Origin of the sequence: Actinomadura vinacea, from assembly GCF_039532545.1 — a bacterium.
Classification (GTDB): Bacteria; Actinomycetota; Actinomycetes; order Streptosporangiales; family Streptosporangiaceae; genus Spirillospora; species Spirillospora vinacea.
The window spans coordinates 318,284-331,429 of the sequence record NZ_BAAARW010000020.1; the positions used below are offsets into that span (position 1 = coordinate 318,284).

General features: G+C 71.4%; 12 protein-coding genes. 7 read left to right on the forward strand and 5 right to left on the reverse strand.

The annotated features are described in order from the left end of the window. Positions 1-6 precede the first annotated feature (6 nt). Entirely contained in the window at positions 7-1,827 is a 1,821-nt protein-coding gene (locus tag ABD340_RS25840; protein WP_344592287.1) for a bifunctional metallophosphatase/5'-nucleotidase, read from the reverse strand. Positions 1,828-2,014: 187 nt separating this feature from the next. Between ABD340_RS25840 and ABD340_RS25845 the strand changes: the two genes are divergently transcribed. Next, the gene (locus tag ABD340_RS25845; RefSeq protein WP_344592289.1) at positions 2,015-2,968 is read left to right on the forward strand and encodes an aldo/keto reductase; all 954 of its coding nucleotides are present in this window, start codon (positions 2,015-2,017) and stop codon (positions 2,966-2,968) included. Positions 2,969-3,013: 45 nt separating this feature from the next. On the opposite strand, the gene ABD340_RS25850 is transcribed toward ABD340_RS25845, so the two are convergent. Then, on the reverse strand, positions 3,014-4,390 hold the full coding sequence (locus tag ABD340_RS25850; RefSeq protein ID WP_344592290.1) for an MFS transporter: 1,377 nt from the start codon (positions 4,388-4,390) through the stop codon (positions 3,014-3,016). A gap of 86 nt (positions 4,391-4,476) precedes the next feature. On the opposite strand from ABD340_RS25850, the gene ABD340_RS25855 reads away from it, so the two are divergent. Both ABD340_RS25855 and ABD340_RS25860 read left to right on the forward strand, forming a co-directional pair. Further along, on the forward strand, positions 4,477-5,052 hold the full coding sequence (locus ABD340_RS25855) for a TetR/AcrR family transcriptional regulator (protein ID WP_344592291.1): 576 nt from the start codon (positions 4,477-4,479) through the stop codon (positions 5,050-5,052). A 196-nt stretch (positions 5,053-5,248) separates the two neighbouring features. Further along, entirely contained in the window at positions 5,249-5,803 is a 555-nt protein-coding gene (locus ABD340_RS25860; RefSeq protein WP_344592293.1) for a peptidoglycan-binding domain-containing protein, read from the forward strand. Positions 5,804-5,815: 12 nt separating this feature from the next. On the opposite strand, the gene ABD340_RS25865 is transcribed toward ABD340_RS25860, so the two are convergent. After that, complete coding sequence (locus tag ABD340_RS25865; protein WP_344592294.1) at positions 5,816-6,352, reverse strand: MmcQ/YjbR family DNA-binding protein; 537 nt, start codon at positions 6,350-6,352, stop codon at positions 5,816-5,818. A 131-nt stretch (positions 6,353-6,483) separates the two neighbouring features. On the opposite strand from ABD340_RS25865, the gene ABD340_RS25870 reads away from it, so the two are divergent. The 3 genes from ABD340_RS25870 (at position 6,484) to ABD340_RS25880 (ending at position 8,639) form a co-directional block, all read left to right on the forward strand. Further along, on the forward strand, positions 6,484-7,437 hold the full coding sequence (locus ABD340_RS25870; RefSeq protein WP_344592295.1) for a cation diffusion facilitator family transporter: 954 nt from the start codon (positions 6,484-6,486) through the stop codon (positions 7,435-7,437). Between the two features lie 45 nt (positions 7,438-7,482). Then, positions 7,483-8,091, forward strand: coding sequence for a methyltransferase family protein (locus ABD340_RS25875; protein ID WP_344592297.1), 609 nt, complete (start codon positions 7,483-7,485; stop codon positions 8,089-8,091). A 98-nt stretch (positions 8,092-8,189) separates the two neighbouring features. Beyond that, positions 8,190-8,639: a hypothetical protein gene (locus ABD340_RS25880; protein ID WP_344592299.1), complete on the forward strand. Its 450-nt coding sequence runs from the start codon at positions 8,190-8,192 to the stop codon at positions 8,637-8,639. Between the two features lie 16 nt (positions 8,640-8,655). Here the strand turns inward: ABD340_RS25880 and ABD340_RS25885 are convergent, their stop codons facing one another. Next, positions 8,656-11,316 carry a DUF4132 domain-containing protein gene (locus ABD340_RS25885; protein ID WP_344592300.1) on the reverse strand — a complete coding sequence of 887 codons (2,661 nt, stop codon included), beginning with the start codon at positions 11,314-11,316 and terminating at the stop codon, positions 8,656-8,658. A 107-nt stretch (positions 11,317-11,423) separates the two neighbouring features. Further along, on the reverse strand, positions 11,424-12,197 hold the full coding sequence (locus ABD340_RS25890; RefSeq protein WP_344592302.1) for a DUF899 domain-containing protein: 774 nt from the start codon (positions 12,195-12,197) through the stop codon (positions 11,424-11,426). A gap of 156 nt (positions 12,198-12,353) precedes the next feature. Here ABD340_RS25890 and ABD340_RS25895 point away from each other — a divergent pair, with 156 nt between their 5' ends. After that, positions 12,354-13,142, forward strand: a complete 789-nt coding sequence (locus ABD340_RS25895) for a PaaI family thioesterase (protein ID WP_344592303.1) — start codon at positions 12,354-12,356, stop codon at positions 13,140-13,142. The last annotated feature ends 4 nt before the right edge of the window (positions 13,143-13,146 follow it).

The window sequence follows — 13,146 nt, forward strand, 5'->3', positions numbered from 1 at the left end:
CTTTATTCAGGTTCCCGATCGGCTTTCGGAGACCGGCGTCGCCCGGCCCAGGGCGGGCGGGCTTGCCGGGGACTTCTTCTCCAGGTAGCGCCAGAGCGCGTCGCCGCCGTTGTAGAGGCTGCGGTCCTGCTTCTTCGCCTCGAACAGTGCGGTGAAGCCGGGGGTGGCGTTCTTGGCGAAGAAGTTGTTCGCCAAGGTGGCGATCCGGTACGTGGCGTGCGGGTTGACCGGCCGGTCGCCGATCCGGACGGCGGCGACCCGCCGGCCTACCGGCTTCGTCGTGTCGTAGGTGTAGCGGACGTTGCCGGAGACGGCCATCTGCCGGTACTTCACCGACCCGTCGGCGGCCTGCTGCCACTGGCTCTCCAGCAAGGCGTCGAGCTGTGCGCCGCTGATGTCGCCCCGGACCAGGCCGACGCCGATGCCGCTGTCGTAGACGGTGCCCAGGGCGAGTTCGGAGAAGAGCACCCGGCCCGGGGCGTCGGCCGGGTTTGCCGGGTCGGCGGCGTACCGGACGTCGCGGCGGAGGATGCCCGGCATCGCGACTGCTAGGTCGGCCCGCCCGTCCCTGTTGGCGGCCCAGTGGAAGGCGTCCGCGGTCGCGTTGTACATGGTCGATTCGGCGCTGTCGCCCGGCGCCCGGGTCAGGTCGGCGGTGACCGTCGCCACCGGGGTGTCGCCCCTGGCCGCCGCCTGCCGCCGCCAGTAGTCCGCGATCCGCAGCGTCTCCGGGTCGGGCGTGACGTCCTTGGTGTTGGCGTGGTTGACGGAGGTGGTCCGGTCCCGCAGCACCTCGCCGGTGCGCGGGTCGAGCTGGAGGTTCATCTCGTTGATCAGCCGGCCGTGGTTGGCCGCCTCGACCACCGGCCGGGGGTTGCCCGCCGGATCGCGGAGCATGCAGTTGACCAGGGCGTGCCAGTGCCCGGTGACGATCGCGTCGACATCCGGGGTGATCCGGGCGTTGAAGTCCACCACTGGGCCGGACGGGTCGACGCACTCGTTGTAGCCCGCCCCGGCCTTCTGGGAGAAGCCCTCGTGCATGACCGCCACGATGGCCCGTACGCCCTGCTCGCGGAGGAGCGCGGCGTACTTGTTGACCGTGTCGGTCTCGTCGCGGAAGTCGAAGCCCTTCGGCGTGTACGACATCTGCTCCTCTGAGGCCCGCGCGGTGGTGGCGAACACGAAGCCGACCGGGATCTTGCCGCCGCGCCCGTCGTCGACGTACTTCACGTGGTACGGCGGCAGCGCCGGCTTGCCGGTGCGCTCGTTGACCATGCTGCCGGAGTAGTAGCCGAAATCGGCGCCCCGGAACCGCCGGCCGGTCGAGTCGGTGAAGCAGAGGTCGCGGTCGGGGCGCCCCTCGCAGGTGCCGTCGATCATGTGGCGCAGGAACGTGTAGCCCCGGTCCATCTCGTGGTTGCCGACCGTCGAGAAGTCCATGCCGATCGAGTTCAGGTACTCGATGGTCGGCTCGTTCCAGAACCAGCCGGTCTCGTTCGGCCAGCCGGTGAAGTCGTCCCCGGCGGAGAACAGGACCGAGTTCCGCTTGCCGGCGCTGAGCCGCTCGAGGTGGGTGGTCAGGTACGCGCCGCCGCCGACCTGCTGCGCGGGTTCCCCGGCCCGCGCCCCGGGGACCGTGGTGGTGTACTCACCGAAGTAGCCGTGCAGGTCGGTGATCGACAGCAGCTGCACCGGCACCGTCGGCGAGGGCGCCGCGCCGGCCGCCGACGGGGCCGCGAGGCACAGCGCGAGGCCGGCGGTGACCGCCGCGATCAGGGCGGAGGGTCTCCGGCGCAGAGCCCGGAAGGTTCGTGGTGCGTGGTCCATGCGGGGTGGCTCCCAAGCGCTGCGCGGAACTCGATCTCCGGGAGCCTGCCGGGCGTCGCCGAACGCACGGTGAACGGCGGATAGGGGCGACCTGATCAAAAGATTGACCGAGCCCTCGCCGGCCCGGCCGCGAGCGCATGGCACTGTACGGAGTGGACGAACTCGAGGCTCCGGAGGGTTCTGGACAGTGCGCTACAGGACGATGGGCAGCTCGGGCCTGCGGGTGTCGGTGGTCGGGCTGGGCTGCAACAACATCGGATCGCGTATCGACGTGACCCGTACCAGGGCGGTGGTGGACGCGGCGATCGAGGCGGGCGTCACGCTGTTCGACACCGCCGAGTCGTACGGCGCCGCGGCGGGCGACTCCGAGGAACTGCTCGGCGAGGTGCTGGCCGGCCGGCGGGACAGGGTCGTGCTGGCCACCAAGTTCGGCAGCGCCGGCAAACGCCCCGACTACGGGCAGGGCGAGGCGCACGGGGCGCTGGGCGGCCGGTCGTACATCCGACGGGCCGTGGAAGGCTCGCTGCGCCGCCTGCGGACCGACTACATCGACCTTTACCAGTACCACTTCCCGGACGGTGCCACCCCGATCGAGGAGACGCTGGCGGCCCTGACGGAGCTGGTGCGTGAGGGCAAGGTGCGCTACATCGGCAGCTCGAACTTCGCCGCCTGGCAGGTCGCCGAGGCCGCGCACGTGGCCCGCGAGACCGGATCCGCGTCGTTCGTGTCGGCCCAGAACCACTGGTCGCTGCTGGACCGGTCCGCCGAGCGCGAGCTGGTGCCGGCGGCCGTGCGTTACGGGGTCGGCGTGCTGCCGTACTTCCCGCTGGCCCACGGGTTGCTGACCGGAAAGGTGCGGCGCGGGCAGGAACCGCCGGCCGGGAGCCGGCTCGCGTCGAGTCCCCAGCTCGTCACGCCGGAGAAGATGGACCGGGTGGAGGCGCTGGCGTCCTGGGCCGAGACACACGGCCGCTCCCTTCTGGACGTGGCCATCGGCGCGCTGGCCGCCCTGCCGGGCTGCGCCTCGGTGATCGCCGGTGCGACCAGTCCCGAGCAGGTCCAGGCCAACGCGGCCGCCGGCGCCTGGGAGCCGACCCCCGAGGAGCTGGCCGAGATCACCGCGCTGGTCCCGCCCGCCTGACCGCACCGCGCGGGCGGGACAGCCGCCCGCCCGCGCCGTTTCCGATCAGGAGGGGACGCGGCGGCCGGGGGTGAGCAGCGCGGCCGCGACCAGCCCGGCGGCCGCGGCGATGGCCGCCACGGTGAACCCCTTGCCGAAGCCGTCCAGCGTGGTCCCGACGAGGCTCGCCGCCGCGACGCTCGACACGACCGCGGCGCCGAGGGAGGCGCCGAACTCGTGGAAGGTGCTCACGATGCCGGACGCGATCCCGGCCTCGTGGGGCGCCACCTGGCCCAGCGCGGTCGCCGAGGCGATGACGAACATCGCGCCGGTGCCCGCCGCCGCGACGGCCACGCCGACCACGACGCTGACGGGCCGCATCGTCACCGCCGGGACGGCCATGCCGATCGCCGCGAGCGCCAGGCCGGCGACGGCCGGCGCGCGGCCGCCCCATCGGCCGATCACGCGTCCGGTCAGGTTCGCCCCGAGCATCGTCGCCAGGGCCACCGGCAGGAACAGCAGCCCCGTCCGCAGCGCGCCGTACCCCTGGGCGTGCTGGAAGTAGAAGGTGCCCAGGAAGAAGACCGCGATCATCAGCGCCGTCGCCATCAGGATCAGGAACGCGCCGGTCGCCACGGGCCGCCGGACCAGTAGCCGGACGTCCATCAGGGGCGACCGGGCCCGCCGCTGCCACAGGACGAACACCACGTAACCCGCCGCGGCCGCCAGCACGAGGGCTCCGGTGAGCACCGTGAGCCAGCCGCGCTCGCCGGCGGCGATGAGAGCGTAGATCAGCGACGCCGACGAGGAGGTCACCAGGACCGCGCCGAGGACGTCGAGCCGGGGCCGGCCGGCGGGCGCGGGCCGGGCCGGCAGCAGGACGGCGAGCGCCACGGCGATCACCAGCCCGATCGGCACGTTGACGTGGAAGACCCACGGCCAGCCGGGCCCGGCGGTGAGCAGGCCGCCCAGGAGGACGCCCAGCGCCGCGCCGCCGCCGCCGAGCGCGGACCACACGCCCAGGGCCTTGTTCCGCTCGTCCCCGTCGAACAGGGCCACCACCAGCGACAGCGCCGCCGGGGACAGCAGCGCCGCGCCGACCCCCTGGGCGATCCGGCCGCCCACCAGCATGGCCGCGGACCCGGCCAGCCCGGTGGCCAGCGATGCCGCGGTGAACAGCAGCAGCCCGGCGAGCACGACCCGCTTGGCGCCCACCAGGTCCGTGATCCGCCCGCCGAGCAGCATCAGCCCGCCGAAGGTGAGCGTGTAGGCGCTGACCGTCCAGGTCAGCGCCTGGCGGCTGAGTTCGAGGTCGGTCTCGATGTGCGGCAGCGCGATCGCCACGACGGTGACGTCGAGGATCAGCATGAGCTGCGCGACGCCGAGGAAGCCGAGGATGCGCCAGCGCGCCGGGTGCGGTGCCGGTTCTTGCGGTCGGGTCATCGTTCTCTCCATAACTCGTACTCTCACATACGAGTTACACCATAGACCGATAACTCGTATGCGTACATACGCGTTAAGCTGAGGGCATGGCCACGCCCGCCCGCCCCAGACGCCGCGCCGACGCCGAGCGCAACATCGCCCGCATCGTGTCCGCGGCGCGCGCGCAGCTGAGCTCGAATCCGACCGCGACCACCGATGAGATCGCGCAGGCCGCGGGCGTCGGGCGGATGACCCTCTACGGGCACTTCCGCACCCGGGCCGACCTGATCGAAGCCGCGCTCGTGGACGCTCTGCGGGCCGGCGAGGGGACGTTGTCGTCGGTCGACCTGACGGGAGACGCGGGCGAGGCCATGACCCGCCTGCTGGCGTCGAGCTGGGAACTGGTGGCCGAGTCCGCGGCCCTGCTGACCGCCGCCGAAGGGGTGGTCCCGGCCGGGCGCGTGCGAGAACTGCACGGCGAACCCGACCAGCGCATGGCCGAACTCGTCCGCCGCGGCCAGGAGCAGGGCGCCTTCCGCACCGACCTGCCCACCGCCTGGCTGGTCAGCGTCGTCCACTACATCCTGCACGGCGCCGCTACCGAGGTGCGCACGGGACGTCTGGCCACGCGCGACGCGGCCGACGTGGTGACCAAGTCCGTCCAGTCGGTGCTGACCGGATAGCGTTCCGGTCGTTACCCGGTCAACACTTCAGCACATTAATAATCGCCACACGCAAGCGACGTTTTTGGAGGTCTTGGGCGGCGCCTAGGAATTTCCTGGGTGACGGACCCCCGCCTGTGCTGTAACGCTGGAACGATAGTGGCGCGTGGCCCCGATATTCCCTCCAGATCTCCGCCGAATCCAAAAGGAGGGGCGAATGAATATCAACCGGGCCGTGATCGCGGGACTGGCGGCGGCCGGAATCGCCGCGGGAGGTACGGCGGTGGCGATACCGGCCGCAGCCGACACCGAGATCTACTACCAGGGCTACGGCCCTTACAAGGTGTTGCGGCAAGGGGCCAAGGGGAACGAGGTTCTCGCACTGCAATGGATGCTCAACTGCGAGGACTGCTTCGTCGTGAAGAAACCACCGGGACACTTCGGCGATAAGACCGTGAAGTCGGTCCAGAGGTTCCAGGTCACTCACATGAACGCGTCGGAGTCGGAGGCGGACGGCAACGTGGGGGCCCTCACCTGGTACGGCCTGTACCGTGACCGCAAACCCATGGTCTACAAGCAGAGGAACGACTGCATCAAGGGGCTGCAGGTTCTGCTCAACAAGTGGAAGTACAACGGCATGCTGGTGGTCGATGGCAAGTTCGGCAAGGCCACCCGGCAGAAGGTGCTGCGCTTCCAGCAAGCCCACCGCCTGTCCCCGACCGGCCAGGTCGACGCCAAGACCTTCCAGGCGCTGATCTACACCAAGGCCTAGATCGACTCGCCGTCAGCGCAGCGGGATTCCCTTCTGGGCCAGTGACTCGGCCAGGATGTGCACGGCCTTGGGGCCGACTCCGTGCAGGGCGAGCAGTTCGCCCTCCGTGCGGGCGGCGACCTGAGCGAGAGTGGTGATCCCTGCTCCGAGGAGGGCGTTCGTGGCCGGCCTGCCGATGGCGGCCGGCAGGTCGCAGTCCGCCGGCCTGGTTCCCGCGTCGGCGGCGGCGAGCTCCGCCGCCAGGCGCTTGGGAGCGCGGCAGAACCAGGCCGCTCTGACCAAGGCGTTGAGGTCTTTGCCGTTGATGTCGGCCAACGGCACCCCGAAGCCGATGAGCGTGCCCTTCCGGACGATCCGCTCGCCGCTCGGGTGCGCTGATTCCGCGGCCTCGACCTCGGCGTCCGGCAGGCGGAGCCGCACCTGGCCGTCCTTGGCCACCGAGGCGAACCCCTTGCCGCGCACCGAGAACGCGACCATGCCGAAGTGCGTGCCCTCCTCGACCTCCGGGAGGGCGAGTGCGGCCTTGCGCAGCTGGGACAGGGCGGTCATGGGGCGATGCTAATCGGCGGTGCCGACAGAACCCGGCCGCAGTACCCCCCGGGGGTTGACAGTTCATCGGCCGCCCGACAGAGTTGATGTATGAACAGTTATGCAGATGAGCAGACGAAGCGGCGCGTCTGATGGGCGTCGGGCATGGGCACGGCCACGGGCACGGCCACGGGCACGGCCACGGGCACGGCGGCGGTAAGGCCGACGGGCACGCCGGCGGGCGCCACCGCTGGCGGCTGGGGGCGTCCTTCGTCATCATCGGGTCGTTCTTCGTGGTGGAGCTGGTCTACGGGCTGATCTCCGGGTCGCTGGCGCTGCTGTCGGACGCCGGGCACATGGCGGCCGATGTGGTGACGCTGGCCGCCGCGCTGGCCGCCACCAAGATCGCGACCCGCCCGGACACCACCGGCCGCCGCACCTACGGCTCCTACCGCGCCGAGGTGTTCGCCTCCGGCTTCGCGGTGCTGGTCATGCTGGGCACGGCCGTCTACATCACCATCGAGGCCTTGGCCCGGATCGGCGAAGGGGCCGAGATCTCCACCGGTCCGATGCTGGTCGTGGGCGCGCTGGGACTGGTGGCCAACCTGGCCGCGCTGCTGCTGCTGCGGGCGGGCGCCGACGAGAGCCTGAACGTCAAGGGCGCCTACCTGGAGGTGATGGCCGACACCGCCGGATCGGTCGGGGTGATCGTGGCCGGTGTGCTGATCGCGATCACCGACGAGACGATCTTCGACACCGTCACCGCGCTCGCCATCGCGGCGTTCGTGGTGGTCCGCGCCGTGGCGCTGGGACGGCAGGTGCTGGCGGTGCTCGGCCAGCACGCGCCCGAAGGGCTCGACAGCCGGCGGGTGGCCGGCGAGCTGGCCGACCTCGACGGGGTCCGGGACGTGCACGACCTGCACCTGTGGACGTTGACCTCGGGCATGCACGTGGCCACCGCCCACCTGGTCACCGCCGACCAGGCCGACTCCCACGCCGTCCTCGACCGCGCCCGCGACCTGCTGCGCGAGCGCCACGCCATCGCCCACGCGACCCTCCAGGTCGAGCCCGCCAGCCATGAAGGTTGCGACGAGACGAACTGGTGACGGACTGCCCTGCTTCCCCTCGATCCGACGCTTCTGGAGGATGTCATGGCCCCGGCCGCACTGATCATCTACCTCGTCTGGGCCCTGCTGGCCTTCGGGCTGCGCAGCCTTGTGCAGTGGCGCCGCACCGGCGACGCCGGCTTCCGCGGCGCCGGACTGGCCCCGGGCAGCGTGCAGTGGTGGGCCCGCATCGCGTTCATCGCCGCGCTGCTCATCGGCGCCGCGGGACCCATCGCCGACCTGGCCGGTCTTCGACCGCTCGGCCCGCTGGACGGCTCGATCGTGCGCGGCGCCGGGCTGGTGCTGGCGCTGCTGGGGGTGGCCGCCACGTTGGCCGCGCAGATGTCGATGGGCGCCTCCTGGCGTATCGGCGTCGACGAGAACGAGCGCACCGCCCTCGTCACCACCGGGGCCTTCGCGCTGGCCCGCAACCCCATCTTCACCGCGATGATGCTCACCGCCGCGGGCCTGGCCGCCATGGTGCCCAACGTCGTCTCCATCTCCGGCGCGGTCCTCACGGTCGCGGCGATCGAGGCGCAGGTCCGCGCGGTCGAGGAGCCCTACCTGCGGCGCGTCCACGGCGAGGACTACCATCGCTACGCGGCCGCGGTGGGCCGGTTCCTGCCGGGCGTCGGCCGCCACCGCCCCGCCTGAGCACCGGCGCGGGTGAACCGCCGCCGGCCGCACGCACGTACCGACATTCGACACGCCGTAGAAGATGTGGCCACCCGATCCCGTGTCGAGGTACGACAATGAAGATCCTGTGCCCGGTGACCCCGCCCGTCCGCGTCCTTGCCGCGTTGGTGGGAGGCGGCCTGCTGATGTTCGCCGCCGGCTGTTCGGACGGGACGTCCGGGGCGAAGAGCGCGCCTTCCCGCGCGGCGGCGTCCCCAAGCGCCTTCGTCGCTCCGTCGGCCGAAGCCGGGATCCGCGGTCTCGCCACCCGAATGGGCTGCACCCCGCAGATGCGCGGCAAGCCGTCCGACTACCGGCAGGCGGTCTGCGCGACCCCGTCGGGCAAGTACGTCATCAACACCTTCGACAGCGACAAGGGCCAGTGGGATTACCTGCGGTACTCCGCGATGTACGGCGGCACGTACCTGATCGGGACGCGCTGGGTGCTCGTCGCCACCCCGCAGCTTCTGGAATCGGCACGCGGCCGTCTCGGCGGCCGCATCCAGGACTCGCACTCCATCCGATGAAGGCGAACGCGCGTGGTCACAGCGCCGAGTCGGCGAGCGTGCGCAGCGTCAGGAGCAGCTCGGCGGCCTGGACGCCGTCCAGTTCGCCGAAGGTCGCCTTCGACTCGCCGCGTTCGGCGGCCAACTCGGACTCGGCGATCGAGACCGTCCCGAGCGTCTGTTCCGGCCACTCGCCCGGAGCCATGACCGGGAAACCGGGGCTCACGTCCAGCACGACCATGCGGCCCGCCACGGCCCAGGTCAGGCAGTGCTGGATGCCCGCGTCCTGCGGTGCACCGCGCTCCCAGCCCTGGCGTTCGAGTCCCAGCACCTTGCCGACACCGACCACGACGTCGCGGACGCGGTCGAGCCGGGCGCCCGCCCGTTCCTCGTCGGTGAACGCGTCGACGGGCCTGCCGAGTTGCGGGAAGGGCTGCACGATCTCATAGTCGGCGAAGACCTCGCTCCACGCCGCGACACTCTCCCCCAGGTGCACCGGGTGGGCGATCTGGACCTCGCCTGCCTCCAGGGGCACCGCCTTGTCGTCGACGTCGGCGAACGTGCGGTCCTCGGCGACGCGGAACGCGGTGCCGTCGTGCAACCAGACGACGCGCCTGACGATGTGCCACAGCAGCGGGTGCCCGACGAACAGCCGCCGGAAGTCGTCGGTGCTCCACCGGCGCTGCTCGGTCATGGCCCGCTCCATCCGCCGGATCTGGTCGGCGGCGACGGTGCGGACGTCCTTCTTCAACCCGGTGAACGCGCGATGCGCCGCCGGTGCCAGCTCCGCGTCGTCCTTGGCACCCGGCTTGGGCAGTGTCTTGCGGAGCGTGCCCTTGTCGTCGAACACCACCGGCTTCAGCTGCTCGTCGAAACCGACCCTGAACCGCCGGGGTCCGTAGTCGAGCGTCATACCGCCGTCGGCGTCCAGGCCGAAGTCCGGGACGATCCGGTCGCCGAGCTGGTCCATCGTCAGCCCGCGGTCATCGGCCACCTGCACCAGAAGCTGGCCCGCCTTCTTCTTGAGCCGCTTCGGACGGGCCTTCTCGGCGACCAGGTGCAACTGCATGACCGCCACATCCGTGCCTATCCCGGCCAGGACCTCCAGCGCCTTCAGCGGCAGCTTGATCCCGTCCTGGCCGGGCCAGGAGCGCGCCATCCCGCCGAGCCGCCGTGCGATCTCGTCGTCGCCGGTCCAGCACAGCTGCGTCTGTGCCCAGGCGATCCGGGTCGACTCACCGGACATTCGCCAGCGTTCGAACAGGTTCCAGCCGAACTCGGCCAGTGTCCCAGGGTCGAGCGCGTCCATCGCCTCCCGGAGAGCCTGCGCCGGTGCCCGCCCCGGGCTCGCCTTGCTCAACGCCTCGATCAGGTGGCCGGTCGCCGCCGCGGGCAGGGCGTGCTCCCGTCCGCGCAGCAGAACCTGCGGCATCGCCGCCGGACGCGCCCAGGCCGGCGCCCCCTTCTTCCCACCCTTGCGCAGGGCCTTGGGCACCTGCTCCTCGGACGCCTCGGGCACGACGGCCGCCTGGACGGCCTCGATCGCCGCCCTGGCCTCCTCGTCCAACTCCGGCATCGTCGCCGCGACGAGGTCGGGCCGCGCCGCCAGATGCACCCTGAGCAGCCCCGCCGCCAGCGCCGCTCGCTTGGAGGTCCCCGAGGCCAGCTCCGGCAGGACCCGCAGCGCCCGCACCGGGAACCGCTCGACCATCGCCTCCATCGCAGGCAGGACGTTCACCTTGTCGAGGCAACCGCCCATGACCCGGAACGCCTCGTCGCCCGGGATCCGCGCCAGGGCGTCCACGATCCGCCGCCGGTCCGGCGGCTCGGCCTCCCCGTCGAGGGAGCGAGCCAGCACCGGGGCGGCGGCCTCCCCCAGCCCGTCGACCAGGGTGAACACGACGCTGGGAAACCACTCGCCTTTTTCCAGGACGGCCCAGTCACCGAGCTTCTCGACCTGCTCGGCGGTGCCGAGCGAACACCACAGCAGCTTGGCGCCGTGCGAGGTGTACCCCCAACTCTGGCGCTCCGGAGGCTCCGCGCAGCACTCGTCCACCCAGTCCGTGCGGTCCGGCACCAGGAACGACACCACCACTCGCTGCAGCGGCTCCCGTCGGTGCCCGGCGAGCGCACGCACCGCCTCCGCGTGGACGTTGTCGTCCGCCGCCGCCAGCAGCGCCCGCATCCGCCCGCCCGCGGGATCCTCCGCCCAGTACGCGAAATCGGTGTCCCAGCCCCGGCCCTCCACGTAACGCGGCCGCTCTTTCATCCCGCCGCCCAGATCCTGGCCCCAGACCCAGATCCCGTCGATCTCGGCGAACGCGCACGCGGCGAAGGCCAGGCCGTGCTCGGCGGCCAGGAAGTCGGCCCAGGCGGGGTCGGTGGCGAACCGCGACTCCCCCCGCGCCACCGCCTCGACCCGTGCGACCACCGCGGCCCCCAACGGGGTCGCCTCACCGCGCAGGTAGGCCAGGCCCGCCTCCGCGACTTCCTTGTGAGAAGCCCGGTGCTCGAGCACCTCCCGGATGAGCGGGCGAGCCGCCTCCAGGCTCTCGCGCACCTCGGCGCACGACTCCTCGTCCGGGACGGCCCCGGGTACTGGAGCGATCCCTCCGCGCCGGGGGATCAGTTCCTTCCGCCATGCGTCGGGAATGACCAGAACGTTCTCATCGTGGAGCGGGGAGCCGTGATCACTCATGTGCCCTCACGGTAGAGCAGCCCGCCGACAGACCGCTTCGTCCCCGGCGACATCCGAAGACTCGCGGCCCCTGCTGAGCGACCTCTGACCGTCCCGCGCCGCCTCCGTCAGCGGTTCGCGCGCCCGGCGAGCGCCTCGGGTTCGTATTGGTCGTGGCGGTTCAGCCAGCCCATGGCGGGGTCGTCTCCGCGGCGGGGCTCTCGCTCCCAGTCTTCTTGACGCCCGCGGGCGGTGAGGTCGAGCCAGTTGTACGTCCCCATGAGCGGGTCGATGCCGCGGGCGTAGCCGGAGTAGGTGTGGAAGACGCGGTCGCCGCGGCGCAGGAAGGCGCTCATCCCCGGTTGCTCGCCGGACCATCCCTTCCAGGCGGGGTCGTCCCGCTCCAGCTCGGCCTGGTCCTTGTAGTTGTATTCGACCGGCGCGACCGACGCGTCGATGGTGACATGGAAGTCGTAGTTGAAGTCGCTCCCGTGCGACGAGTACCACGGGAGGGTCCAACCCATCCGCCGCCGGTAGCGCTCGAGCTTGTCCAGCGGCGCCCGCGACACGAGCGCGAACGAGGTGTCGCGGGCGTGCAGGTGGCTGAGGTGCCCCACGTTGTCCATCGTGAACGAGCAGCTCGGGCAGCCCTCGTCGTCGTCCGGGCCGAACATGAAGTGGTAGATCAGCAGCTGGCCGCGCCCGTCGAACAGGTCCGGCAGTCCGACCGTTCCATGCGGACCTTCGAACGAGTAGTCCTTGGTGATCTCGACCATCGGCAGCGCGCGCCGGGCGGCGCTGACCTCGTCGCGGTGCCGGCTCAGCTCCTTCTCCCGCGCGAGCAGCTCGCGCCGCGCGGTGAGCCACTGCTCACGCGTGACGACCTGGGGATCTTCGGCCATGTCGTTCCTCCTTGTCTCGCCGACCTGGCAGTAGTCCCCCCATATACACCGCGTAACCGTGCAGGCCGTTCGCGGATGTCGACCCCGACGGCCACTGTGCGAGAATATGCTTCTCGTTAAATGCAAGTATTAGTCTCGGAGCGAGGGGGCGTTGTGATGAGTGTCGGGACCGAACGGGAGGACCGGCCGCACATCCTCAGGGAACTCGGTCACACGGTCCGGCGGGTCGGTGCGGAACTGCACTCCGCGGCCACCGTCACCCCGCAGATGCATGTGCCGGGCACCTCGCGTCTGCGGACGTCCATCCTCGCGACCTGGGCCGACACCCTTGCCGGGCTGCTGGCAGCGGACGCGCTGGCACCGCGGGTGCCGGTCACCATCGAACTCGACGTGCATCTGTACGGTCCGGCACCCGCTTCCGGGCAGGTGCTCGGGGTGGCCAGGACGATCAAGGCCGGTCGTTCGATCTTCGTCGCGGGCGTCGAGTTCGGCTCCGAGCGGGGGACGCCGATCGCGGTCGCGGCCGGCTCGTTCATGTGCGCGCCGGACCCGGCGGTCCGGATGCCGGCCAAGCTCAGCATCGACACGCCGCCGTCGCGGGAACTGCTCTCCGTCCCGCTGGCCGAACGGGCCGGCTGCGAGCGCCGGGAGCCGGGCGTGGCGGCGCTCCCCCGCTCCGACGACGGGCTCAACGCCTCCAACACGGTCAACGGCGGGCTCATCGCGCTGGTCATCGAGGAGGCCCTGCTGTCCTTGGCGCCGGGCGACACGCTGAGCTCGCTCGCGCTGCGCTACCTGCAGCCCGTGCGGATCGGACCGGCCGTCGCGACCGCCACCCTGCGCGACGGGCTCGGCCAGGCGGAACTGCACGACTCCGGCAACGGCGGCCGCCTCTCGGTCACGGCCACCGCCCGGACCTTCGGTCGGCCGAATGCGGCGAGCTGATCGG

Bases quoted from the DNA above. Each gene is read 5' to 3' on its own strand.
- ABD340_RS25890 (WP_344592302.1), bottom strand. From the start codon at position 12,197: ATGGCCGAAGATCCCCAGGTCGTCACGCGTGAGCAGTGGCTCACCGCG.
- ABD340_RS25850 (WP_344592290.1), bottom strand. From the start codon at position 4,390: ATGACCCGACCGCAAGAACCGGCACCGCACCCGGCGCGCTGGCGCATC.
- ABD340_RS25875 (WP_344592297.1), top strand. From the start codon at position 7,483: ATGGCCCCGGCCGCACTGATCATCTACCTCGTCTGGGCCCTGCTGGCC.
- ABD340_RS25840 (WP_344592287.1), bottom strand. From the start codon at position 1,827: ATGGACCACGCACCACGAACCTTCCGGGCTCTGCGCCGGAGACCCTCC.
- ABD340_RS25865 (WP_344592294.1), bottom strand. From the start codon at position 6,352: ATGACCGCCCTGTCCCAGCTGCGCAAGGCCGCACTCGCCCTCCCGGAG.
- ABD340_RS25895 (WP_344592303.1), top strand. From the start codon at position 12,354: ATGAGTGTCGGGACCGAACGGGAGGACCGGCCGCACATCCTCAGGGAA.
- ABD340_RS25860 (WP_344592293.1), top strand. From the start codon at position 5,249: ATGAATATCAACCGGGCCGTGATCGCGGGACTGGCGGCGGCCGGAATC.
- ABD340_RS25870 (WP_344592295.1), top strand. From the start codon at position 6,484: ATGGGCGTCGGGCATGGGCACGGCCACGGGCACGGCCACGGGCACGGC.
- ABD340_RS25885 (WP_344592300.1), bottom strand. From the start codon at position 11,316: ATGAGTGATCACGGCTCCCCGCTCCACGATGAGAACGTTCTGGTCATT.
- ABD340_RS25855 (WP_344592291.1), top strand. From the start codon at position 4,477: ATGGCCACGCCCGCCCGCCCCAGACGCCGCGCCGACGCCGAGCGCAAC.
- ABD340_RS25880 (WP_344592299.1), top strand. From the start codon at position 8,190: ATGAAGATCCTGTGCCCGGTGACCCCGCCCGTCCGCGTCCTTGCCGCG.